Origin of the sequence: Spiribacter sp. 1M189 (assembly GCF_040838345.1) — a bacterium.
Taxonomy (GTDB): Bacteria; Pseudomonadota; Gammaproteobacteria; order Nitrococcales; family Nitrococcaceae; genus Spiribacter; species Spiribacter insolitus.
Genome location: NZ_JBAKFF010000001.1, coordinates 837,193 through 860,204, shown reverse-complemented (window position 1 = coordinate 860,204; position 23,012 = coordinate 837,193). Strand labels below are relative to the sequence as shown.

At 66.9% G+C, this 23,012-nt stretch carries 18 protein-coding genes; 9 read left to right on the top strand and 9 right to left on the bottom strand.

What is annotated here, in order from left to right; genetic code table 11:
- Window positions 1–3 precede the first annotated feature (3 nt).
- Together aceK and icd are read right to left on the bottom strand one after the other, a co-directional pair.
- Window positions 4–1,737 (bottom strand): bifunctional isocitrate dehydrogenase kinase/phosphatase, encoded by a 1,734-nt coding sequence (aceK, locus tag V6X30_RS04315; RefSeq protein ID WP_367983413.1) that lies wholly within the window; start codon window positions 1,735–1,737, stop codon window positions 4–6.
- 34 nt (window positions 1,738–1,771) lie between these two features.
- Entirely contained in the window at window positions 1,772–3,076 is a 1,305-nt protein-coding gene (gene icd / locus V6X30_RS04310; RefSeq protein WP_408022367.1) for an NADP-dependent isocitrate dehydrogenase, read from the bottom strand.
- A gap of 175 nt (window positions 3,077–3,251) precedes the next feature.
- On the opposite strand from icd, the gene V6X30_RS04305 reads away from it, so the two are divergent.
- The 3 genes from V6X30_RS04305 to V6X30_RS04295 all read left to right on the top strand — a co-directional run bounded on the left by V6X30_RS04305 (window position 3,252) and on the right by V6X30_RS04295 (window position 9,811).
- Window positions 3,252–7,151: a DUF3683 domain-containing protein gene (locus V6X30_RS04305; protein ID WP_367983411.1), complete on the top strand. Its 3,900-nt coding sequence runs from the start codon at window positions 3,252–3,254 to the stop codon at window positions 7,149–7,151.
- A gap of 89 nt (window positions 7,152–7,240) precedes the next feature.
- Window positions 7,241–8,470 carry a polyphosphate kinase 2 gene (gene ppk2, locus V6X30_RS04300; RefSeq protein WP_367983410.1) on the top strand — a complete coding sequence of 410 codons (1,230 nt, stop codon included), beginning with the start codon at window positions 7,241–7,243 and terminating at the stop codon, window positions 8,468–8,470.
- A gap of 33 nt (window positions 8,471–8,503) precedes the next feature.
- Complete coding sequence (locus V6X30_RS04295; RefSeq protein WP_367983409.1) at window positions 8,504–9,811, top strand: ATP-grasp domain-containing protein; 1,308 nt, start codon at window positions 8,504–8,506, stop codon at window positions 9,809–9,811.
- Here V6X30_RS04295 and V6X30_RS04290 read toward each other — a convergent pair.
- Together V6X30_RS04290 and V6X30_RS04285 are read right to left on the bottom strand one after the other, a co-directional pair.
- Window positions 9,790–11,022 (bottom strand): FAD-binding domain-containing protein, encoded by a 1,233-nt coding sequence (locus V6X30_RS04290; RefSeq protein ID WP_367983408.1) that lies wholly within the window; start codon window positions 11,020–11,022, stop codon window positions 9,790–9,792. The two genes, V6X30_RS04295 and V6X30_RS04290, sit on opposite strands and share 22 nt — an antisense overlap.
- On the bottom strand, window positions 11,013–11,477 hold the full coding sequence (locus V6X30_RS04285) for a methylated-DNA--[protein]-cysteine S-methyltransferase (protein WP_367983407.1): 465 nt from the start codon (window positions 11,475–11,477) through the stop codon (window positions 11,013–11,015). The genes V6X30_RS04290 and V6X30_RS04285 overlap by 10 nt, the downstream gene beginning before the upstream one ends.
- 113 nt (window positions 11,478–11,590) lie before the next feature.
- Between V6X30_RS04285 and V6X30_RS04280 the strand changes: the two genes are divergently transcribed.
- On the top strand, window positions 11,591–12,844 hold the full coding sequence (locus V6X30_RS04280; protein WP_367983406.1) for a M28 family peptidase: 1,254 nt from the start codon (window positions 11,591–11,593) through the stop codon (window positions 12,842–12,844).
- Window positions 12,845–12,877: 33 nt separating this feature from the next.
- Here the strand turns inward: V6X30_RS04280 and V6X30_RS04275 are convergent, their stop codons facing one another.
- Window positions 12,878–13,486, bottom strand: coding sequence for an NYN domain-containing protein (locus V6X30_RS04275; RefSeq protein WP_367983405.1), 609 nt, complete (start codon window positions 13,484–13,486; stop codon window positions 12,878–12,880).
- Between the two features lie 41 nt (window positions 13,487–13,527).
- On the opposite strand from V6X30_RS04275, the gene V6X30_RS04270 reads away from it, so the two are divergent.
- The 3 genes from V6X30_RS04270 to V6X30_RS04260 are packed head-to-tail and all read left to right on the top strand — an operon-like array spanning window position 13,528 to window position 15,745.
- Entirely contained in the window at window positions 13,528–14,793 is a 1,266-nt protein-coding gene (locus V6X30_RS04270) for an MgtC/SapB family protein (protein WP_367983404.1), read from the top strand.
- Window positions 14,790–15,545 (top strand): FkbM family methyltransferase, encoded by a 756-nt coding sequence (locus V6X30_RS04265; protein WP_367983403.1) that lies wholly within the window; start codon window positions 14,790–14,792, stop codon window positions 15,543–15,545. The genes V6X30_RS04270 and V6X30_RS04265 overlap by 4 nt, the downstream gene beginning before the upstream one ends.
- On the top strand, window positions 15,545–15,745 hold the full coding sequence (locus V6X30_RS04260) for a hypothetical protein (RefSeq protein WP_367983402.1): 201 nt from the start codon (window positions 15,545–15,547) through the stop codon (window positions 15,743–15,745). The genes V6X30_RS04265 and V6X30_RS04260 overlap by 1 nt, the downstream gene beginning before the upstream one ends.
- A gap of 25 nt (window positions 15,746–15,770) precedes the next feature.
- On the opposite strand, the gene V6X30_RS04255 is transcribed toward V6X30_RS04260, so the two are convergent.
- Complete coding sequence (locus V6X30_RS04255; RefSeq protein WP_367983401.1) at window positions 15,771–16,169, bottom strand: helix-hairpin-helix domain-containing protein; 399 nt, start codon at window positions 16,167–16,169, stop codon at window positions 15,771–15,773.
- A gap of 4 nt (window positions 16,170–16,173) precedes the next feature.
- A complete protein-coding gene (locus tag V6X30_RS04250; RefSeq protein WP_367983400.1) occupies window positions 16,174–17,370 on the bottom strand; it encodes a lytic murein transglycosylase in 1,197 nt (398 codons plus the stop codon).
- A gap of 79 nt (window positions 17,371–17,449) precedes the next feature.
- Between V6X30_RS04250 and V6X30_RS04245 the strand changes: the two genes are divergently transcribed.
- Together V6X30_RS04245 and V6X30_RS04240 are read left to right on the top strand one after the other, a co-directional pair.
- Window positions 17,450–17,911 (top strand): FxsA family protein, encoded by a 462-nt coding sequence (locus V6X30_RS04245; protein WP_367983399.1) that lies wholly within the window; start codon window positions 17,450–17,452, stop codon window positions 17,909–17,911.
- Between the two features lie 15 nt (window positions 17,912–17,926).
- On the top strand, window positions 17,927–18,862 hold the full coding sequence (locus tag V6X30_RS04240) for an AEC family transporter (RefSeq protein WP_367984536.1): 936 nt from the start codon (window positions 17,927–17,929) through the stop codon (window positions 18,860–18,862).
- Here V6X30_RS04240 and V6X30_RS04235 read toward each other — a convergent pair.
- On the bottom strand, window positions 18,811–21,936 hold the full coding sequence (locus V6X30_RS04235; RefSeq protein ID WP_367983398.1) for an efflux RND transporter permease subunit: 3,126 nt from the start codon (window positions 21,934–21,936) through the stop codon (window positions 18,811–18,813). The two genes, V6X30_RS04240 and V6X30_RS04235, sit on opposite strands and share 52 nt — an antisense overlap.
- Window positions 21,933–23,000, bottom strand: a complete 1,068-nt coding sequence (locus tag V6X30_RS04230; protein WP_367983397.1) for an efflux RND transporter periplasmic adaptor subunit — start codon at window positions 22,998–23,000, stop codon at window positions 21,933–21,935. The genes V6X30_RS04235 and V6X30_RS04230 overlap by 4 nt, the downstream gene beginning before the upstream one ends.
- Window positions 23,001–23,012: the final 12 nt, after the last annotated feature.

The window sequence follows — 23,012 nt, the reverse complement described above, 5'->3', positions numbered from 1 at the left end:
GGATCAGAGCTCGATGCGCCGGGGCGCCACGCTCTGGCGCGCGTAGGGCACGATCTCGGCGACCTCGCCGGCGAGCCGTCGGCGCTTGACGTCGCGCCAGTAGTCGGCGGTGAGCAGGTCGCTGTGCGCCTCGAGGAAGGACTGGCGCAGGGAGGCGGGCATGGCGAGAAAGCGGATGAACTCTTCGGGGAAGATATCCTTCGGCCCCACAAAGCGCGTGGTGCCGTGGTCCATCAGCGGGAAATCCTCATCCGGCTCGGGCAGTTCGTAGAAGCTGCAGTCGGTGACCAGCAGCACCTCGTCGTAGTCGTAGAACACCACCCGCCCGGAACTGGTGACGCCGAAGTTTTTCAGCAGCAGGTCGCCGGCGAAGATGTTGGTCTCGGCCAGGTCCTTGATGCAGCGCCCGTAATCCAGGATGACCCGCTTCGCCTCCGCCTCGTCCACTTCGCGGACGTAGAGGTTGAGGGGGCGGACCCGGCGCTCGACATAGGCATGGCGGAAGACGAGCTGATCGCCGTCGATGCCCACCGTGCGCGGCGCCTCGCGCCGCAGCTCCTCGACCAGAGCCTCGGAAAAGCGGTCGCGCGGCAGCTCGAGGTTGCGGAAATGCTGGGTGTCGATGAGCCGGCCGGCATGGTCATGCCGCGAGACCAGGCGGTAGCTCTGGTGCACGTCATCATGGGTGGTGGTCTTCGGTGGCCGGAAGACATCGCGCATGATCTTGAAGACCAGATTGAACGAGGGAAGGGTGAAGACGATCATCACCAGCCCCGCCTCGCCGGCGGCATGCACGAAATCATCCTGCGTATCCGAGAGATGGTGCATGAGCTGCCGATAGCGCTCGGTCTTGCCCTGGCGCAGGCGGCCCAGCACCGTGTACAGCTCGTCGATGGGCTTGCGCGGCAGGATGTCTTTGAGGAACTGCACCGCCGCCACCACCGAGGTCGGGTCGGCGAAGTAGTAGGAGCGGGTGTAGGAGAACACCACGCCAATCTGCTCGGCGGTGAGCAGCACCGCATCCACTCGGATGCCCTCGTCGCTGTTGCGCAGGGCGACGACGATGGGGCGGGTGCCGTCCATCAGGCGCAATCGTCCGACCAGGTAGGCCCGCGTGCCCTGGAAAAAATGCGTGTCGATGAACTCAAGTCGCAGGCAGTCGGCATCGGCTGCGGCACCGCCGAGCTGCCCGCGGATGGTGTCGGCCATCCAGCGCGCATCGCCGGCCTTCTCGGCATAGCTCCGCCGGAAGCAATAGTCCTGCAGGACCCGCCCGCAGACGGCGTCGAGATCATTCCAGCAGGGATAGCGCCGCATGGTGAGCGACTCGATGCCTTCCTCGGGCGGGGGCTGGACGAATTCCACCGCCCCGTTGACGCCGCGGGTACCGAACACCCGGCGCGTGATGGAGTTAAAGAAGGTCTTCATGAAGCCGGCGTCGGGCACCGCCTCCACGCGCAGGCCGAAGCACTCGCGCACTTCGGCCCAGAAATCGTGGTCGGCGAGATCGCCACCGAGCTCGGCATTCAGGGCCTTGACGGTGCGCCCGGCCCAGAGCTCGTAGAGCTCGACTCGGGCGGCGATATCCGCCATCTGCCCCTTCCAGTCCCGTTCCTCGAAGCGCCGCCCGGCCCGGGCGGTGATCCGCCGGAACTGGCGGTTATAGCGGATGAACCCGTCATGAATGCAGCGGGCCGCGGAGGCCACCTGTTGGTAGTGGTGTTCGCTGCCGCTCATGGTCTGCCCCGCAGCCGCTGCATCGAGACGGGATTCAGTCCTGCATGCGCTTGATCATCGCCTCGCCGAACTGCGAACAGCTCACCTTGGTCGCGCCGTCCATCAGGCGGGCGAAGTCATAGGTCACATGCTTGCTGGCAATGGCCGCATCCATCCCGGTGAGGATGAGGTCGGCCGCCTCGCTCCAGCCCAGGTGGCGCAGCATCATCTCCGCGGAGAGGACCAGCGAGCCGGGGTTGACCATGTCCTTGCCGGCGTACTTCGGCGCGGTGCCGTGGGTCGCCTCGAACACGGCATGGCCGGTCTGCTCGTTGATGTTGCCGCCCGGGGCGATGCCGATACCGCCCACCTGCGCGGCCAGCGCGTCGGAGAGGTAGTCGCCGTTCAGGTTCATGGTGGCGATGACCTCGAAATCCGTGGGGCGGGTCAGCACCTGCTGTAGGGTGATGTCGGCGATCGAGTCCTTGACCAGCACTTTACCCGCGGCCACGGCGGCATCCTGCTCGGCGTTGGCCGCTTCCTGGCCCTTCTCGGCCACGGTGCGCTCCCACTCCGCCCAGGTGTAGGTCTCCTCGCCGAATTCGCGCTCCGCGAGCTCGTAGGCCCAGGTCCGGAAGGCGCCCTCGGTGAACTTCATGATGTTGCCCTTGTGGACAATGGTCACCGACTTGCGCTTGTTGTCGATGGCATAACGGATCGCGGCGCGCACCAGGCGCTCGGTGCCCTCGCGGGAGATCGGCTTGATACCGAATCCGCATTCCTCGGGGAAGCGGATGTTGGCGTAGGCCGACGGGAAATGCTCGGCCAGCAGTTCCTTGAACTTCTGGTTCTCCTCCGAGCCCGCCTCGAATTCGATGCCCGCGTAGATGTCCTCCGTGTTCTCGCGGAAGATCGCCATGTCTACCTGGTCGGGGTTTTTCACCGGCGAGGGGACCCCGTTGAACCAGCGCACCGGGCGCAGGCAGACGTACAGATCCAGGACCTGGCGCAGGGCGACGTTGAGCGAGCGGATGCCGCCGCCCACCGGCGTGGTCATCGGGCCCTTGATCGAGATGAGGTACTCGCGGATGGCCTCCACGGTCTCGTCGGGCAGCCAGGCGCCCAGCTCGTTGTTGGCCTTCTCGCCGGCGAGGACCTCCATCCAGTGGATCTTGCGCTTGCCGTCATAGGCCTTCTCGACCGCGGCATCCACGACCCGCTGCATGACCGGCGTGATGTCCACGCCGATGCCGTCACCCTCGATGTAGGTGATGATCGGGTTATCGGGGACATTCAGAACGCCGTTCTCAAGAGTGACCCGCGCGCCGTCGGCGGGAACCTGGATTGTGCTCATAGTGATGCTCTCTTTTGCTGCATGGGCAATTCAGATCGCGCGCTATTCTTTCATATCCCCCATTGCGAAAACAGCAGTCGGATTTCGGCATCGTTTTGATCCGGCGCAAGGTTGCCGCGGGCACTCATCGCGCGACTGGCGTACCATGAGCCCATTCACGACGCCCCGGAGTGCGCCCGCCATGGCTACCGCCGCCCCCGCCCGAATCCGCGAGATTCCCTATAACTATACCTCGTTTTCCGATCGCGAGATCGTCCACCGCTATCTCGGTGCCGATGGCTGGGACACGCTGGAGCGGCTGCGCTCCCAACGCCGCACCGGTATCTCGGCGCGCATGCTCTTCGAGGTGCTGGGCGATCTCTGGGTGGTGGGGCGCAATCCCTATATCCAGGAGGATCTGCTCGACAATCAGGGCCGACGCGAGGCGCTGGTCGCCGCCATGAACCATCGCCTCGAGCAGATCGAGGCCCGGGCCGACGGCAATGCGGAGGCGCTGGCGCTGGCCGGCCGCTGTCGTCAGGCGGTGGCGGACTTCCAGGCCGCATTCCCCGCCACACAGGCCCTGCGCGAGCGGGCCCGCAAGGCCTTCGCCCGCGTCACCGCCGAGCACAACATCGCCTTCGACGGCCTCACCCGGGTGGCCCATCAGACCGATGCCACCGACTGGCGGGTGGCGGTACCCTTCGTCGTTCTCACACCGGATACCGAAGCGGAGATGGCCGGACTGGTGGCCGCCGCCGTCGAACTCGACCTCACCGTAGTTCCCCGCGGCGGCGGCACCGGCTATACCGGCGGTGCCATCCCGCTGCATGAGCACTGCGCGGTGATCAATACCGAGAAGCTCGAGGGCCTGGGCCAGGTGGAAATGCGTTCACTGCCGGGCATGGCCGATCCGGTACCCACCATCCGGGCCGAGGCGGGTGTGGTCACGCGGCGTGTCGAGGATCGCGCCGATGCCGCGGGTTATGTCTTCGCCGTCGATCCGACCTCGCGGGATGCCAGCACCATCGGCGGCAATGTCGCGATGAATGCCGGCGGCAAGAAGGCCGTGCTATGGGGCACGACGCTGGACAACCTCGCCGGCTGGCGCATGGTCACGCCGGATGCGGAGTGGATCGATGTCGAGCGGCTGGATCACAACCTCGGCAAGATCCATGACCAGGCAGAAGTGCGCTTTCGCATCACCCGCTACGGGCCCGATGGCCGGACGCCGCGGGGCGAGCCGACGGTACTGGCCTTCCCCGGCGCGAGCCTGCGCAAGGCGGGACTCGGCAAGGACGTCACCGACAAGTTCCTCGGCGGGCTGCCCGGCGTGCAGAAGGAGGGCTGCGACGGGCTGATCACCTCGGCGCGGTTCATCCTGCATGTCATGCCCGCGCACATGCGGACCGTGTGCATGGAATTCCACGGCCGCGATCTGCACCAGGCGGTGCCGGCCATCGTCGAGATCATCGAGGATGTCGCGGCCAACCCCACCGTCGCCCTGGCGGGACTGGAACACCTCGACGAGCGCTATATCCGCGCCGTCGACTATGCGCCCAAGGGCGATCGTGGCACGCGGCCGCGGATGCTGTTGCTGGCGGATCTGGCGAGCGATGACGAAGCCGCCTGCCAGGCCGCGGCCGAGGCCATGGTAGCGCGGGTCGAGGCGCGGGATGCGGATGGCTTTATCGCCACCTCGCCGGAGGCACGCCGGACCTTCTGGGCGGACCGCGGCCGCACGGCGGCCATCGCCGCCCATACCAATGCCTTCAAGATCAACGAGGACGTCGTCATCCCCATCCACCGGCTGGCGGATTACAGCGAGGGCATTGAGCGCATCAACATCATCCGCAGCCTGCACAACAAGCTCGAGATCCTGGATTCGGCCCGGGCCTGGCTGCTCGGCCCGCTCACCGAGCTGCAGGCCCGCACCGATTACCATGCCCGCGAGGACCTCAAGGCAAGCGCCGAGGGGGATAGCATCCTCGCCCGCAAGCGTCAGGCCGCGCTGGCGAGGCTCGACGAGGCCGAGACGCGCTGGCGGCGCATTCTGGATCAGCTCGACGCGCCGGTGGCGGACTGCCTCGACTGCCTTGATGAGGAAGCCGCCCAGGCAGTCCAGCCCGGCGATACCGTGATTCAGTTGCTGCTGCGCCGGGATCTGCGCATCAGCTATCGGGCATCGGTGGCGGCCAAGCTCCATGAGATCTATGACGGCCGCGATTTCGAGCCCCTGCGCCGGCGACTCGATGAGATCCACGCCGAGGGCCGTCGGCGGCGTCTGTTCGTCGCGCTGCACATGCATGCCGGCGATGGCAACGTGCATACCAACATCCCGGTAAACTCCAATGATTACGGGATGATGAAAGAAGCCGATGGCATTGTGGATGAGGTCATGGCGCTGGCCCGGTCGCTCGGTGGTGTGATCTCCGGCGAGCACGGCATCGGCCTGACCAAGTTCCAGTATCTGGACGCCGAGCAGGTCGAGCGCTTCCGCGAGTACAAGTCGCGGGTGGATCCCCAGGATCGCTTCAACCGCGGCAAGCTCGTCGCCGGCAGCGGGCTCGCCGATGCCTACACGCCCTCGCTGCAACTGGTGCGCGAGGAGGCGCTCATCCTCGAGCAGAGCGAGCTCGGCGCGCTCAATGACGACATCAAGGACTGTCTTCGCTGCGGCAAGTGCAAGCCGGTCTGCACCACCCATGTTCCGCGGGCCAACCTGCGGTATTCGCCGCGGGACAAGATCCTTGGCACCAACCTGCTCATCGAGGCGTTCCTCTACGAGGAGCAGACCCGGCGCGGGCTGTCGTTGCAGCACTGGGCGGAGATGAACGACATCGCCGACCATTGCACGATCTGCCATCGCTGCCTCACGCCCTGTCCGGTGGATATCGACTACGGCGATGTCACCATCAAGATGCGCCATGCCCTCAAGCAGCGGGGCAAGCGCCGGGAGAGCCTGGTCTCAAAGGCGTCCATGGCGTTTCTCAACATCCAGGATGCCCGCCGCATCAAGATCATGCGTCGGGGCATGATCGAGTGGGGCTACGGCTCCCAGCGCCTGGGGCACTACCTGGCCCGCCAGGCGGGTATGGCCGGGACGCGTGGCGGCGTACCGGACAGCGCCGTGAGCCGGCGGCCAAAACCGACCCGGGATCTCTCCGGCGTACCGGCTCAGGTGGTGCATTTCCTTAAAAAACCCATGCCGGGCAAGCTGCCCAACCAGACCATGCGGCAATTGCTGGGAGCGGAGGATCCGGGCATCGTGCCCATCATCGCCGATCCACAGCGCGCCGATGAGGCCGCCGAGGCGGTGTTCTACTTCCCGGGCTGTGGCTCCGAGCGGCTTTTCAGCCAGATCGGCCTGGCGACCCTCGCCATGCTCTGGGAGGCCGGCGCGCGGACGGTCCTGCCACCGGGTTATCTGTGCTGTGGCTACCCGCAGACCTCATCGGGGGACATCGAGAAGGGCCAGGCGATCAGCACCGAGAACCGGGTGCTCTTCCATCGGGTGGCCAACACGCTCAATTATCTCGACATCCGCACCGTGGTGGTGTCCTGCGGCACCTGCATGGATCAGCTGCTGAAATACGAATTCCAGCAGATATTTCCGGACTGCCGGCTGCTGGATATCCACGAGTATCTGCTCGAGAAGGGCTTCGGCGTTGATGGCGTTGAAGGGGTGCAGTACATGTACCACGAGCCCTGCCATACGCCCATGAAAACCCGCCGCGGCGAATCGGTGGCAAGCGAACTGATGGGCCAGTCCGTGCCGCTCAATGACCGCTGCTGCGGCGAGGCGGGCACGTTTGCGGTGGCGCGGCCGGATATCGCCAGCCAGGTCCGCTTCCGCAAGGAAGAGGAGATCAACGGCGGGCTCGAGGCGCTCACCGGCGAGCCGGTGGCGGCACCGGGCACGACGAAGATGCTGACCAGTTGCCCGGCCTGTCTGCAGGGGCTCTCGCGCTACCGCGAGGACACCGGCGTAGAGGCGGATTACATCGTCACCGAGATGGCCCGGCAGCTGCTGGGCGAGGACTGGTCGGCGCGATTCGTCGAGCGGGCCCGTGACGGCGGGGTCGAACGCGTCCTGCTCTAGGGGTTCGGGCTGGACTTGCCCCAGATCAGCTTTCTTTTCCAGTCAATCGGTTAGGCTTTAAGTGCTGTAAACCGGAGAAAGGATAAGACATGGCGAGTAAGGGGAGTGAGCGCAGTCGCAGCCGCGATGACATCAGCACCGGCGATATGCCGCCGGACCTGAGCGAGGCCGGGATCCGCGAGTACGAGGCCCGTCGCGCCGGCGAGGGGGCGATGAAGACCACCGAGTACGCGCTGCGTGACATCGCCTCGAATGCCGCGGATACGGCGCGGGAAGCCGGCAGCGGCAAGGGCAAGCGGGCCCGCGCGGCCAAGCAGTCGCTCTCCCGGCTTGCCGAGGATATCTCGGCCATCGTCGAGGAGGCCTCGCCGGATGACCTGGTCATGCTGCGCAAGGCGCTTATGCAGGAAGAGGTCGCGCGAAAGACCGGCAGCCGCATGTCCGACGAGGAGCTTGCCGATAACTGGCGCGAGGGCGGTTACCCCTATAAGTATCGACTCAAGCGCAAGACCTACGAGAAGCAGAAATACGATCTGCAGCGCGAGCTGCTCAAGCTCCAGCGCTGGGTGAAGGAGACCGGCAGCCGCGTGGTCATCCTCTTCGAAGGTCGGGATGCCGCCGGCAAGGGCGGCACCATCAAGCGCTTCATGGAACACCTCAACCCCCGCGGTGCGCGTGTGGTGGCGCTGGACAAGCCCACCGAGATCGAGAAGGGTCAGTGGTATTTCCAGCGCTACGTCCAGCATCTGCCCACGGCCGGCGAGATCGTGCTGTTCGACCGCTCCTGGTACAACCGCGCCGGCGTCGAGCGGGTGATGGGCTTCTGCGATGATCATGAGTACGCCGAGTTCATCCGCCAGGCGCCGGAGTTCGAGCGCAACCTCGTCCGCTCCGGTATCACGCTGGTCAAGTTCTGGTTTTCGGTCAGTCGCGATGAACAGCGCCGGCGCTTCAAGGCCCGCGAGGCGCATCCGCTCAAGCAGTGGAAGCTGAGCCCCATCGACCGGCAGTCGCTGGACAAGTGGGAGGACTACACCACGGCGAAGGAGCAGATGTTCTTCTACACGGACACCTCCGAGGCGCCATGGATCGTCATCAAGTCGGACTGCAAGAAGCGGGCGCGGCTCAATGCCATGCGCTATGTCCTTCATCATCTGCCTTACAACGGCAAGGACATCCCGCGCATCGGCAATGTCGATCCGCTGATCGTCGGACGGGCGAACGTCCTTAATGATGGTGACGAGGAACTTCCCATCGCGCATGCTGACGGAACGGTTGCAGGGGTGCCGACCCTCTCGGCATTAAAGCGTTCCGGTTAGCAGACGGCCCGGAGGAATCGGGCCGGGGAGGCGATGTTGGATGGAACCCGCAATGTCTTCATTTACGGTCTCGATGGCTTCCATCGTGAGCAGCTCGCCACGATCCAGGGCGCCGAGTCGCTGAGCTTCCGCCAGCTCCTGGCGCACGACGAGGCGATCCATCCGGAAACCTTTCCGGTGGATCGCATGCTCGAGAAAAGCGAACGCATTCTCGATGACTTTCCGGGCTCTGTGGATGCGGTCTGCACCTACTGGGACTTCCCCACCAGCACGATGGTGCCCATCCTGCGCGAGCGCCGCGCACTGCCCGGGGCAGGGCTCGTGCCGGTCCTCAAGCTCGAGCACAAATACTGGGCCCGGCTCGAGCAGCAGGCCGCGGTGCCCGATCTCACCCCGCCCTTCGACTGGGTGGACCCGTTCGCAGATGACCCGGCGGAGCACCTCAGTCTGGCGTTCCCCTTCTGGCTGAAGCCCATCAAGGCCCATTCCTCGTATCTCGGCTTTCGCATCCACGACCACAGCGAATTCCGGGAGGCGATCCGGCAGATCCGCGAGGGCATTCACCAGTTTGGCGATCCCTTCAACGCCATTCTCGAGAAGGCGGATCTGCCGGAAGACGTTGCCCCGGTGGGCGGCTATCACTGCATTGCCGAGGGCATCATCAGCGCCGGCCAGCAGTGCACGCTGGAGGGCTACGTGCAGGGCGGCGAGGTGACGGTCTATGGCGTGGTGGACTCCATTCGCGAAGGCCGTCACCGCTCGAGCTTCAACCGCTACCAGTATCCCTCCCGCCTGCCGCGCCGTGTCCAGCGGCGCATGATCGATGCGGCGACGCGCGTGATGGCCCGGACCGGCTACGACGATGCCCCGTTCAACATGGAATTCTTCTGGAATCGCAGCAGCGATGCCCTGGCGCTGCTTGAGGTGAACGCGCGCTGTTCCAAGTCGCACTCGCCGATCTTTCACATGGTCGATGGTGCCTCGCACTTCCAGGTGATGGTGAACCTGGGGCTCGGCGAGGCGCCGGATTTCCCGCAACGGCAGGGCGAATACCGCATGGCGGCGAAGTTCATGCTGCGCGTGTTCCAGCCCGGCCGGGTCAGCCGCGTGCCCTCAGCAGCGGATGTCGAGCGCCTGCGGACGCGCTTCCTGGAGGCCCGGGTCCGGGTGCTCGTGCAACCCGGCCAGGACCTCTCGGCCCTGCGCTTTCAGGACAGCTACAGCTACGAGCTCGCCGAGGTCTTTCTGGGCGGGCATGACCAGGCGGATCTGCTGGCCCGCTCCCGGGAAGCCCGGGAGATCCTGGGCTTTCAGATCGATCACGCGCGGCGCCCGGCCTGACGTTCGACAATCAGCGGCCGGGCCGCCTTCCAGAAGCGGAAGAAGCCGTGGGTGGCGGCCGGCCAGTGCAGCCGATCCCAGTCCCGCAGGACCGGCTGGCGGCGGATGCCGGCGGCTTCGAGGACGCCATCCAGCATCGCCATGGCATCGGCGCTCGGGCCGGTGGGGACCCACGGGGTGAGGAGCTGATCGACGCCGGCGGCGAGGGCGGCGTCGCGCACTGCCTCGGCATCGGCTTCGCTGATCAGTTCGACGGGGCCTTCCTGTCGGGCGCCGGGGTTGCGGGCGAGCGCCGCTTCCAGGCCCGAGCGGGCAAAGCGCCGGACATGATCGGACACCGAGCCCTGACTGCGCCAGTCGGTGGTCTGCACGGCCACGACCAGCGGCCAGTCCGGAGCGCCGAGCAGTGTCTCCGGCAACAGGTCCTCTTCGGTGATGAGCAGGCCGGAGTCGGGCGTCAACCGCCAGTCCGCGACGGTCGGTGAGGGCCCCACGGGCGGTCGCTCGATGCCCTCGGGTGGCGTGACCTGTGTGTTGAGCTGATAGCCGGGGTTGAAGCGGCCGTTGGTGTACTTGTTGATGTTGGAGGACCGGGCGATGTAGGCCTTGCCCGGCGTATGCAGGCCGGCCACCCAGCGCCACGAGAGGGTATTGGAGGCCGGATCGCCGTCGAGCAGATGGCGCAGGAAGAAGTCCGCGCCCAGCGCCCAGGGCAGCTCGAGGGTGAAGACCCAGATACTGGCGAACCACATGCGGGCATGGTTGTGTAGATAACCGGTGTCGCGCAGTTCGTGCACCCAGGCGTCGAAAGCCGCAATGCCGGTCTCCCCGGCGAGGGCGCGGTCGATATCCGCGGCCAGTCGTCGGTCTTTCGCCTGCTGCCGCCGCGCCTCGTCACAGTCGCCATGATAGTCGTGCCAGTGCACGGGGCGGCGCTCGAGAAAACCTTTCCAGTAGGTCCGCCAGCAGACCTCCTGGATGAACTTCTCGGCGCCATCCAGGCCGTGTCGATCGATGGCCGTGTCGATGACCGTCTCCTCGAGCAGCAGCCGATGGCGCAGCCAGGGGGAGAGGCCGGATACGCGGTTGTCGCCCTCGGGGCCGAAGTCGTGGTTGCGCCAGCGGGCATAGTCACCTCCGGCGTGGGGCAGGAATGCCGCGAGCCGGTCCAGGCCGGCCGAATGGGTTGCCTCGGGCTGCTCTATGAACATCTCGGGTGACTCCCGTGGTTGGTCTCCCAATGGATGAGTCGACGTTTGCGCGACGCCCCGCCGATGTAGCCGCCATGGCCGCCGTCGCGTCGAATGACCCGGTGACAGGGCAGCACCACCGGTAGCGGGTTGGCCGCGACGGCGCTGGCGACGGCGCGCACCGCCCGGGGCCGGTCGACCGCCGCGGCGAGCTCACTGTAACTGACGCATTCGCCGGAGGCGATGCGCGTCAGGGATCGCCAGACGGCGAGCTGGAAGTCCGTGCCCGTGAGCGCGAGCCGCAGCGTGGGATGCAGGCCCCAGGGGGCGGGCAGGGGATCGGGCGGTGACGCGGTGTCACCGGCCGGGCAGCCTCCCTGAAAGCGCGCAGCGACCAGCACACGGGCGTTGCCGATGAGCAGCAGCGTGCCCCACGGACCCTGCCAGAGGGCCCGGTGCGGTGCCGCGGGGCGCACTTCGGCGGGAACGATCTTCAGGGCTTGCTGGATGACGGGCTGCTCCCGGTGACGGCTCCACGTTATCCTATCGGTCGATCAACCTGCGTTAAACGACAACAGGGAGCCTGAATATGGCCGATAACGCCAAGCCCTGGACAACATCCATGCCGGATGCCCAGTTCCAGCTCATGCACGATATCCTCGCCGCACCGAGCCCGATCGGCCTCGAGGCCGCGATGACCGAGGGCGTGCTCAAGCCCCATTTCGAGAGCTTTGCCCCCGAAGGCTGGGCGGTACGGAATTTCAAGGGGCACGCCGGTGTGGTCCTGGACACCCATCCCGGGCGTGATGATCTGTTCACCGTGATGGTAATCGGCCATGCCGACAAGATCCGCATGCAGGTGCGCAGCATCGGCGAGGACGGCAAGGTCTGGATCAACAGCGATTCCTTCCTGCCCACCACGCTGCTCGGCCACGAGGTCAGCATCTTCAGCGAGGATCCCGAGGCACCGGGCGAGTATCGTCGCCTCGACGGCGGCACCGTGGAGGCGCTGGGGGCCATTCATTTCGCGGATCCCAAACTGCGTGCCGGCGAGAAGGGCGTGCGCAAGGAGCAGCTCTATGTCGAGCTGCAGATCCACGGCAAGGACAAGAAAAAGCAGATCGAGGCGCTGGGGATCCGTCCGGGGGACAGCATCCTCATGAACCGGCCGATCCGCCATGGGTTCGGGCCCGACACCTTCTACGGCGCCTATCTCGACAACGGCCTGGGCTGCTTCGTCGCCGCCGAGGCCGCCCGACTGGTCGCCGAGTCGGGGGGTGCGAAGCACATCCGCATGCTCTTTGCCGCGGCCACCTATGAGGAAATCGGCCGCTTCGGCAGTCGTGTGCTGGTCGGGGAGATGCGCCCCGATGTCATCATCGGCGTGGACGTCAATCACGACTACGTCGCCGCCCCCGGTATTGGCGACAAGCGCATGGCCCCCATCGAGATGGGCAAGGGCTTTACCATGAGCGTCGGCGCCATCGTGAGCGAGCAGCTCAATCGCCGCATCGAGCAGGTCGCCCGGGACAACGACATCCCCATGCAGCGTGACGTGGTGGGTGCGGATACCGGCACCGACGGCATGGCCGGTGTGCTCGGCAACGTCGACTGCGCCGCGACCTCGGTGGGCATGCCCATCCGCAACATGCACACCATCTCCGAGAGCGCCTGCACCCGGGATGTTCTGGCGTGTACCTATGCGGTCGCCGAGACCCTCAAGGCGATGGATGCCGAGGAGACCCGTACCGGGACCCTGGCAGAGGCCTTCTGCAGCCAGCATCCGCGCCTGGATCAGGCCCGGGCGCTGGGTCATCAGGGTGCGGGGAGCGCCGGGGACTGAGGCCGACGCGCCGCGCGCGGGGCATCGGCGGGTTCAGCCCGTCGGCGCCCCGTCGTCCTCGCCGGTCAGTGCCGGCAGGTGATCATCGAGCCACAGCACCCGATCGGATCGGGCCTGCAGGTCGGTGGCCACGCCGGTGCTGAACACGGCGAGCTCAATCCGCTTGCCATATTCCGAGAGATGCTCGACGGCGTCCATCAGATCACCGTCGCCTGAGGAGAGCACCAGGCCGTCGTAGCGGTCGCGGTGAATCAGGGCCAGCGAAGCCAGACCCACGTCCACCCCCATCTGCCGCTGGTTGAAAAGCCGATGGCTGCCGTTGCCATGCGGGCAGTGCAGGTCCACCTTGGTGCCGCAGTCGGCACACCAGGCATTGCGCACGCGCTCGCTTTTCAGTCCATAGAGCCTGACGATGAGGTTGGGGCCATGGGGCACGGCGGTCTGGAGCCAGTTGTGGAAGCGATCGCGACCGTCGTTGGGCTCATCCTGAGCGGAATTGAGGAAATAGCCCCGCCATAGTGGTCCGAGCTCGCGTTCGATCAACTGGCGCAGGCGCAGGTAGTCGATCCGCCGCTGGCTGCCGAGCAGCGCAAGATTGTTGGCATGGATGTAACTTGCATCGATCAGCCAGAGTCTACGCATGAGGATGGTCCACCGCGGGATCAAACCGCTAGGGTAACGCAATGGTGAACACCGAGCATTTGTTGGGGCTGGGCGTCGCGCTCATGGTGGGCGCGGTGATCGGCCTGGAGCGCGGCTGGCGGCTGCGCGGTGCCGGTGAGGGCGAGCGCATTGCAGGCATCCGCACCTTCATGCTGATCGCGCTGGCCGGCGGTGTCGCCGGGCTGATCGGTGACCGGCTGGGTCACGCCATCGTCCCCGTGGCCCTCGCCGGCGTGCTGGGCCTGGTGATTCTCGGTTACCGCCGCATGGTCCGGGTGAGCGGTGACTACGGCATCACCACCGAGGTGGCGGCCATCCTGGCGTTTCTGCTGGGTGTGCTGGCGAGTCTCGAGGAGCCATTGCTGGCCATGGCCGGTGGCGTGGTGACGGCGGTTCTGCTCGGCTTCAAGCCACGGTTGCATGAACTGCTGCGCAGCATCGACGGCCCCGAGCTGCGGGCCATCCTGCAGCTCGCGCTCATCAGCGCGGTGATCCTGCCGTTCCTGCCGCAGAAGGGATACGGACCCTGGGATACCCTGAATCCGCACACGCTCTGGCTGATGGTGGTGCTGATCAGCGCCATCGGTTTTGTCGGGCATTTCGCCGTACGACTCACCGGCGCGCGGCGCGGCATTCTGCTGACCGGGTTCTTCGCGGGGCTGGCCTCGTCGACGGCGCTGACCCTCACGCTGTCGCGGGCGGCGCGTGGCCAACAGGCCTACCAGCCGCTGTTCGCCGCCGCCGTGGTCATGGCCAGTACCACCATGTTCCCGCGTATCCTCGTGCTGGTGGGTGCCGTTCGCCCGGAGATGCTGCCCAGTCTGTACGCGCCGGTGGCGCTGATCACCGTGGTGGGCGGGCTCGCCACCCTGGGGCTTGCCCTGAATGCCCGACGCATTACGGATGCGCCGAGCCATCCACCGATGCAGAAGCCCTTCGAGCTCACAACGGCACTGCGCTTCGCGGTGCTGCTGGCCATTGTCATGGTGGCGGCCGAGGGCCTGCGGCGGACCGCGGGGGATGCCGGCGTCTATGCCCTCTCGCTCGTCTCCGGGCTCACCGATGTGGATGCCATTACGCTGTCCCTGTCGCGGATGGCGTCGGAGGGGATGCAGGCGGAGGTCGCACAGCGTGGCATTATCATTGCGGCCATGGCCAACACCGCGGTCAAGCTCGGACTGGCCGCCGGCGTCGCCGGTGGCCGCATGGCGCTGCTGGTGGGCGCCGGGCTGGGCGCCGTGATTGTGGCGGGAGGTGTCTGGGTGGGGGTGACAGTCTGGCAATGAATGCGCGACAGCTCATGGGCCTTGCCCGATCACTGCTGATCTATGGCGCGCCCTGGCGTCAGCCTGGTCTGCGGCGGTTCTACCGGCCCTTTGTGCGACCCGGCGCACCGGTGTTCGATATCGGCGCCCATCTGGGTGACCGCAGCCTGGCCTTCGCCGCGCTGGGCGGGCAGGTGGTGGCCGTCGAGCCCCAGCCCGGTCTGCGGCGTGCGCTCGCCTGGCGGCTGCGGCGCTACGCCGATGCCCGGGTGCTTGACGAGGCGGTGGGTGAATCCCGGGGGACGGCGACGCTCGCGATGAGCGACCGGCATCCGACATTGGCCACGCTCAATCACCAGTGGCGTCGGGAGATCGGTCGGGCCAATCCGGGCTTTGCCGATGTGCAATGGGAGCGCGAAGTGACGGTCGAAGTGGTGACGCTGGAGGATCTGATCGGGCGCTTCGGTGTGCCGGCCTTCTGCAAGATCGATGTCGAAGGCGCGGAGGAGGCGGTCCTTGCGGGACTGGCCCAGCCGCTGCCTGCGTTATCGTTCGAGTATGTCAGCGGCAGCGGGGCACGTGCGCTAGCCTGTATCGATCGCCTGCAGGCACTGGGTGATTACCGATTCAACGCCACGATCGGCGAGCGTCGGAGAATGGTCTCGGCGGCCTGGCAGTCGCCGGCGTGGATGCGTGACTGGTTGCGCGCCAACGCCGACACCGCCGGCTCCGGTGATGTCTATGCCCGTCAGCTCAACGGAGATTCCGGATAATGATCAAACAGATCCTGCTCACCGCGGCCGTGGCGCTGGTCGCCTTTCTGGTGATCCAGTCCCGCCGACGCGCCGCGGCCCGGCCGGCGGAAGAGCGTTCTGGACACAAGCGGCTGACGCCCCAGGCCATTGCCGGCTGGGTGCTGCTTGGCGTCATGCTGACCGCGGCCGTGGTGACGGCGGTGCTGCAGGCCGACTAGGCCGAGGCAGTCCGCCGGCGGACGATCAGGCCTGGGCGGCCTCGATCCAGCGCGCCACCTGGGCGCGGGAGATCACCGCCCGATCGGCCTTGAGCGCCTCGGTGAGCTTGTCCGGGTCAGCCGTCGCCAGATCCGCGCGTGTGGCGATCCCCTGCGTCGCAAGTCGTTTCTGCATGGCCGGCCCGATCCCCTTGATTCCCTTGAGATCGCCACTGGCCTCGGCGGCCGGCGCCGGCTGGGGTGCGGGTTCGCGCGCTTCGGGCTCGGCCTCCGCGGCGGGCGCCTGTGCCGGGGTCTCCGGGGCGCGCGGCGGCGCCTTCTCTTGCTCGGCGGCCTCCTGACTGGCGGGCTTTTGATCGTTGCGCTGGCCGGGAACCCACCAGAGTGCCAGTTCCATCCAGCGCCGCATCAGATCATTCCACATCGTCTCATCTCCCTGATTGGTGGATGCCAAGTTCGGCGAGGGTGTCGGGGTCGGGATGGCCGTCGTCCACCAGACCTGCGTCGGCCTGGAAAGCGCGCAGCGCGCGACGTGTGTTGCTGCCGATGCGACCATCCACGGGGCCGGCGTCAAACCCCCGCGTGTTGAGTGCTTCCTGTATTGCGCTGACCGTTTCAATGCGCAGGGGTTCTTCCGCCGGGGGCGGATTGCTGAGTGGCGGGGCACCAATGAGCCGGTCGGCCAGCAGCCCCACGGACAGCGCGTAGAACCGGGACGGGTTCCAGCGCATGATCACATCGAAATTCCGGTAGACCAGGAAGGCCGGGCCATCGGCACCGGCCGGAATGAGCAGTCGGGCCTCGAGATCGGCGACGGGCAGGGGCCCGCCGTCGGCTGCCCGGATGCCGGCATCCCGCCAGTCCCGCAGTGGCTGTTCGCGCTCGGCGAGGCCGTAGTCGAAACCATCTGGGAGCTGCACCTCACGGCCCCAGCGCTCGCCGGGCGCCCAGCCCCGGGCGCGGAGGAAGGCGGCGGCGGAGACGGCGGCATCCGGCAGGCTGTCCCACAGATCCTTGCGGCCGTCGCCATCGGCATCGACGGCGTGTTCGCGATAGACGCTGGGCAGGAACTGGAAGTTACCGAGGGCGCCGGCCCAGGATCCCTGCAGCTGTTCCGGCTCGAGCGTCCGCTCATCAACGAGGTGCAGTGCGGCCAGGAGCTGTTCGCGGAAGAATTCGCCCCGGCGGCGGTCGCAGGCGAGGGTGGCCAGCGACTGGACGGTTGGCATTCGGCCGGTGTAACTGCCGAAATTGGTCTCCAGCCCCCAGAAGGCGATGAGGTAACGGCCGGGGACGCCATAATCGCGCTGAATCGCCTGCAGCAGCTCGGCATGCTCATCGAGCAGCGCACGCCCCTTGTCGATACGTGCCTCGTTGACTCGGGCCGTGAGGTAATCATGGAGTGTGGCCGTGAATTCCGGCTGACGGCGGTCGAGCTCGATGACGCGCTCACTGGGTGTAACGTTGGCAAGCAGCCGGTCGGCGGTGGCGGGTTCGATGCCGCGACTGATGGCCTCGCTGCGGATCCCGCCGATGCATTCATCGAACCCGGCGGCCGCGGTGGCCGGCAGGATGCCCGCGAATAACAGGCAGGCGGCGATTTTTCGGGTGTTGCATGCGGCCATCGGCATCGTCCTCCGATCCGCCGTTGTGACGCAATCGATGTTACCCTTCCCACCCAATGAATCCCAGCGTGGAGTGATCGTGCCACTTCTCCTTGTCCTTTTCGTGACGATTCCCCTGGCAGAGCTGTTTCTGCTCATCGAGGTGGGCGGGATCATTGGTGCACTGCCCACCATTGGGCTCTGTCTTCTCACCGCGCTCATCGGCACGGCCCTGCTGCGTCAGCAGGGGCTGCAGACGCTGGCGCGGGCGCGCCAGAACCTCGACCGCGGCGCGCTGCCCGCGGTGGAACTGCTCGAGGGCGTGGCGCTCATCCTCGGCGGGGCGATGCTGCTCACACCCGGGCTCATCACTGATTTCCTCGGCTTTCTCTGCCTGATTCCGGTGACCCGCCATTGGCTGGTGCGCCTGGCGCTGGCGCGAATGGCGGTGCGCTTCGGGCCAGCCGGGCCGGGTCCCGGCGACGGGCCGGGTGGTCAGGATGAGAAGACGGTTCATGTGATCGAGGGCGAATACGAGCGCCGCGACGACGATCGACGCTAAGGCGGGGAGGCCACGCTGCTCGCCGTTCTGCAGATCCTCGCGCCGGTCGTCCTGGTCATTCTGCTGGGCTGGCTGCTGGCCCGGACCGGCTTCATCTCCTCGCCGGCTGTCGGGGAGCTCAACCGGCTGACCTACTGGGTGGGCCTGCCGGCCCTGCTCATTGATCGAATCGGCGGGGCTACGCCGGCGTTTGGCAGCGTTGGTGGGATCCTCGCCGTGATGATGGGGACAACCTTCATCCTGATCACGGTCTCGGCGCTGGTCGGGGTGATCGCCCGCCTGCCGGCCCGCTCACGGGTCACGTTCGTCCACGGGACATTCCGTGGCAATCTCGCCTTCGTCGGGCTACCGGTGGTGATCTATTCGGTCGCCGGTACCGAGTCCGCGGGCAGCGTCGAGTCGGCGGCGCTGATCGCCTTCGTCCCGCTGGTTATCCTCTATAACGTCATGGCCGTGGTGCTCCTGCAGCTGCCGGGCCAGTCGCATCCCATTACGGCCAGCAAACGAGTGCTGCGCGGCCTGGCGAGCAACCCGATCCTGATCGCCTCGCTGATCGGTATCCTCATCGCCTTGAGCGGCTGGGAGTTCCCGGTATTCCTTGACCGGACGCTCTCGGCGGTGGGTCAGATGGCCCTACCGCTGGCTTTGATCGGCATCGGTGCAGGCCTGCATGCCACGCGGCTTCGGGGGCAGCGGCGCTGGGCCGTTACCGGGGCACTGATGAAAACGGCACTGGCGCCGCTGGTGGGCTTCGGGCTCGCCGTGTGGATCGGGCTTGGTAGCGAGGAGATCCGCCTGGCTCTCATCTTCCTGGCCTGCCCGACGGCCGCGGCCTCCTACGTGCTTGTCCAGCGAATGGATGGCGACAGCGCACTTGCGGCCGGCACCATTGTGCTCAGTCACCTGTTCGCCTTGCCCGCCATGCTCGTGGTGCTCGCGCTCTCCGGTTGATCCAGCTGCCGCTCCAGCTCGTCCATCGCCGCGGCCCGCGGGCGGCCGAATCGGGCAAGCAGGAGATACAGCGCCGGGGTGAGATAGAGCGTGAAGACCGCGGCGATGCCCAGCCCGCCGAAGACCACCCAGCCAATGGCGGCGCGCGACTCCGCCCCGGCGCCGCCACCGAGGATCAGGGGCAGGCCGCCCAGGACCGTGGCGATCATGGTCATCGCCACCGGCCGCAGTCTTACCCGGGCGCTGCGGAGGGCGGCGTCGCGCAGTGTCTCGCCCTGATCGCGCAGCTGATTGGCGAACTCGACAAGCAGGATGCCGTTCTTTGCCATCAGCCCGATGAGCAGAATAAGCCCGATCTGCGAGTAGACATTGATGCTGGTCCCACTCAGCGTGAGGGCGAATACCGCAGCGGCCAGTCCAAACGGCACGGTCCCCATCACCACAAGGGCGCTCATGATGCTCTCGAACTGGGCGGTGAGCACGAGCAGCACCACCAGCAGCGCCAGTGCATAGGTGATGAAGACCTCGCGTCGGGTCTCCTCCAGCGTTTCTGCTTCACCCATGGTGATCATGCTCACCCCCGCAGGCAGTGTCTCGTCGGCGAGCGCGCGCAGGTCGCTGATCGCTGTCTGGAGCGGGTAGCCATCGTCGATGGCGAGATCGATGTTGATGGCGCGGCGTTGGGCCTCGCGATCGAGTTCCGCGGCGACGCCTTCCTCGCGCAGGGTAACGAGGCTCGACAGGGGCACCAACGCGCCATTGTCGGAGCGGACGCGCAGATTACCGAGATCCTGCGGGCCATCGACGAGCCCGCTCTGCGCTTCCACGCGCAGGGGGACGGCCTGATCGGCAATGTTCAGATCGACAATCTCCAGGCCGCTGATCATGGCCTCCAGGGTCTCCGCCAGCCCCGACACCGGCACGCCCAGCGCCTCGGCGCGCTGGCGGTCGATGTCGACCCGCAGCTGTGGCTGCGTCGGCGAGTAGGAGATCCTCGCGCTGCCAAGCCCCGGTAATGTCGCTTCGATCTCTCGGCTGAATGCTCGGGCGGCGCTATAGATCCGCGCGTAGTCGTTGCCCAGCAAGGCAATTTCCAGGCCGCTGCCCACGCCTCTCAGGCCCAGGCTGTTGGGGCTGCCAACCCGAATGTTGACGCCGGGCACATCGGCGAGGGCGGCGCGTACATCCGCGGCGATGGCCTGCTGGCCGCGCTCGCGCTCGGCCCAGGGGGCGAGCGGCGCGACGATCAGGACCCGGTTGGGGTCCCAGCGCCCGGCAATGGTGAACAGGCGGCTGATCTCGCCGCGCTCGACCAGGGGCTCGAGGCGGGCCTGCATGCGCCAGGCCTCATTCTGGCTGTACTTGACGCCGGCCCCGTCCGGCCCGTTGCCAACGACGAAGAGCAGCCCCCGATCCTCCTGGGGGAGGAGTTCCTGGTCGATCCGGGTGAACTGCGCGGTGGCGAGGCCCAGCACCAGCAGGGCGAGGCCGGCAGTGAGCCAGGGATGGGCAATGAGCTGGCCGAGGCTGCGCTGGTAGCCGTTGGCGATGATTTCACCAAGCCGGGACAATCGACGGTTGATCGGGCCACGCTCGACCGGTGTCCTCAGAACGCGGGCTGCCAGCGCCGGGACCAGGGACAGGGCTACGAACGAGGAAATCCCCACGGCCACGGCGAGGACCACGCCGAATTCCCGGAACAGCCGGCCGGCGGTGCTCGGTAGCAGCGAGATCGGCACGAACACGGAGATCAGCACCACGGTGGTGGCCACCACGGCGAAGAACACCTGGTGGGTGCCGAGCAGCGCCGCGGCACTGGATTCGAGCCCAAGGCGCCGGCGTCGCTGGATATTCTCGAGCACGACAATGGCATCGTCCACGACCAGTCCGGTCGCCAGCACCAGGGCGAGCAGGGTGAGCAGGTTGACGGAAAAGCCTAACGCCCAGATCGCGGCCACCGTGCCAGTGAGCGCCAGCGGAATCGTGATGGCGGGGATGAGGGTTGCCCGGATGGAGCCGATGAAAAGCCAGATCGCCGCGATGACGATCAGCGTGGCGGCGGCGAGTGTGATCAGTACCTCGATGATCGCGCCGCGGATGAACAGGGCGTCATCCGAGGTCTTGACCAGCGATACATCATCGAAACGGTCGTTGAGCTCGACCAGCACACGGTCCACCGCGGCACTGATTTCCAGGGTATTCGACTGCGCCTGGCGAATGATGCCCATGCCGAGAATGGGCTCGCCATTGAGCTGGACCTGACTGCGGGCATCCGCCGGGGCGAGGATGACGTTGGCGACATCACCGACCCGCAGCCCGGGTTCCAGCGTCAGCGCGGCGATGCGGTCCGGCGCGGCCAATGCGGCATCGGCCCGTACCCGAAGCTCGAGCGCCGAACTGCGGAAGCTGCCGGCGGGGATGTCGAGATCAGCATCCTCCAGGCGCTCGATCACATCGCCGACATCCAGCCCATGCGCGGCGAGACGCAGCGGATCCACGGCGACGCGCAGCTGCTGTTGCCGGTCGCCGTAGATCCGGACATCGGCGACGCCGGGAATAGAGACAAGGGCGGGGACGATGTCGGTCTCGACCCGCCGGGTGAGCGCATCCAGACTGAGCTGGGGTGCACTCGCCGCCACGCGCACCACCGGGCTCGCGTCCTGATCGGCCTTGATGATGTTGACCTGCTCGACGTTATCGGGGAGCCCACGCGCGACGCGGCTGACCGCCTCGCGGACATCGGCGGCGGCCGCATCCAGATCGACGTCGGCGCTGAACTCCACCACGATCCGGGTGCTGCTCTCCTCGCTGGACGCGCTGATGGAGCGCACGCCCGAGACACGCGCCACGGCCCCCTCGAGCTCGCGAGTGACCTCGGCGTCCATGGTCTCCGGTGCCGCGCCGGGGTACTGGGCGGTGACGGTCACCCGCGGCCGGTCGACATCCGGCAGCTCCCGGACTTCGACGCCGAGCAGCGCGGCGATCCCGGCGATGGCGATGAGCAGGTTGATCACCGCCACCAGCACCGGCCGTCGGATGCCGAGGGCCGGAAGTCCGCGGGGCGCATCGCTCATCGCTGGTCCGCCGCGGATACGGCGTTCACGGGCGGATAGTCGTCCAGATCGGCGGCGTCGATGCGCCGGACCTCGAGGCCGGGCCGCATGCGCTGGGCACCCTCGCTGACCACCTCGTCGCCCGCCTCGAGCGGCCCGTCCACCAGCACTCGGTCGCCATCACGGGCGACCAGGTTGACGCCGGTCCGCTCGGCCCGATCATCGCGGATCAGCCAGACATAGGCGCCGTCATCACCCCATTGCAGGGCGGTGGCGGGGATGCCGGCATGCTGCGGTCCGAACAGGGTGACGCCGACCCGAAAGCGCATGCCCGGCCGCAGGCGATCGTCCGGGTTGGGCACCTCGGCCTCGAGTGCGAATGTCCCGGTGTCCGTGTCAATGCGGCTGTCGACACGCCGGATCACGCCCTCCACGGGCTGACTGAGATCCGACCAAGGGCGCATTTCCACCCGGTCGTTACGGCGGAGGTCACCGAAATACCGCTCGGCGAGGCGGAATCGCACGCGCAGGCTGCTCCGGTCATCGATGGTGGTAACCGCGGTGTCTTCATCGACGCGGTCACCGGGCTCGAGTTCGGTCAGTCCCGTATGACCATCGAAAGGCGCACGCAGGACGCGATCCGCCAGATCGATCCGGGCACGCTCCAGCTCGAGACGGGCGAGCTCTGCATCGCGTCGCGCGGCGTCGATTGTGGTGGGTGGCACCGCGCCCGAACCGATGGTGCGTTCGTAACGATCGAGGAGTTTTCGGGCGTCGGCCAGTTCGACCCGGGCGCTCGCCAGCGCGTTGCGCTCGCTCTCCGATTCCAGGGCGAGTAACAGATCACCGGCCGAGACGCGCTCATCGGCCTCGATGTCAACCGTCTCGACGCGGCCGGCGGCGTGGGTAAAGAGGGTAACGGAGCGTTCGGCTCGGGATTCACCCACCGCCTCGACCCGTTCTTCAATCGCCGCCATCTCCACCGGAGCGAGGACGACCGGCGCGCCATCCGGCTGAGCCGACGCGGGCAGGGAGAGCAGGGCAGCCAGGGCCAGGAGGCCGGCGCGGGTATACCGGGCGATCATCCGTCCAGCATA

Excerpts from the sequence above, each read along its gene's own strand:
- V6X30_RS04255 (WP_367983401.1), bottom strand. The coding sequence starts at position 16,169 with ATGTGGAATGATCTGATGCGGCGCTGGATGGAACTGGCACTCTGGTGG.
- V6X30_RS04305 (WP_367983411.1), top strand. The coding sequence starts at position 3,252 with ATGGCTACCGCCGCCCCCGCCCGAATCCGCGAGATTCCCTATAACTAT.
- V6X30_RS04230 (WP_367983397.1), bottom strand. The coding sequence starts at position 23,000 with ATGATCGCCCGGTATACCCGCGCCGGCCTCCTGGCCCTGGCTGCCCTG.
- V6X30_RS04270 (WP_367983404.1), top strand. The coding sequence starts at position 13,528 with ATGGTGAACACCGAGCATTTGTTGGGGCTGGGCGTCGCGCTCATGGTG.
- V6X30_RS04275 (WP_367983405.1), bottom strand. The coding sequence starts at position 13,486 with ATGCGTAGACTCTGGCTGATCGATGCAAGTTACATCCATGCCAACAAT.
- V6X30_RS04290 (WP_367983408.1), bottom strand. The coding sequence starts at position 11,022 with ATGTTCATAGAGCAGCCCGAGGCAACCCATTCGGCCGGCCTGGACCGG.
- V6X30_RS04235 (WP_367983398.1), bottom strand. The coding sequence starts at position 21,936 with ATGAGCGATGCGCCCCGCGGACTTCCGGCCCTCGGCATCCGACGGCCG.
- V6X30_RS04260 (WP_367983402.1), top strand. The coding sequence starts at position 15,545 with ATGATCAAACAGATCCTGCTCACCGCGGCCGTGGCGCTGGTCGCCTTT.
- ppk2 (WP_367983410.1), top strand. The coding sequence starts at position 7,241 with ATGGCGAGTAAGGGGAGTGAGCGCAGTCGCAGCCGCGATGACATCAGC.
- V6X30_RS04250 (WP_367983400.1), bottom strand. The coding sequence starts at position 17,370 with ATGGCCGCATGCAACACCCGAAAAATCGCCGCCTGCCTGTTATTCGCG.
- aceK (WP_367983413.1), bottom strand. The coding sequence starts at position 1,737 with ATGAGCGGCAGCGAACACCACTACCAACAGGTGGCCTCCGCGGCCCGC.
- V6X30_RS04295 (WP_367983409.1), top strand. The coding sequence starts at position 8,504 with ATGTTGGATGGAACCCGCAATGTCTTCATTTACGGTCTCGATGGCTTC.
- V6X30_RS04265 (WP_367983403.1), top strand. The coding sequence starts at position 14,790 with ATGAATGCGCGACAGCTCATGGGCCTTGCCCGATCACTGCTGATCTAT.
- V6X30_RS04280 (WP_367983406.1), top strand. The coding sequence starts at position 11,591 with ATGGCCGATAACGCCAAGCCCTGGACAACATCCATGCCGGATGCCCAG.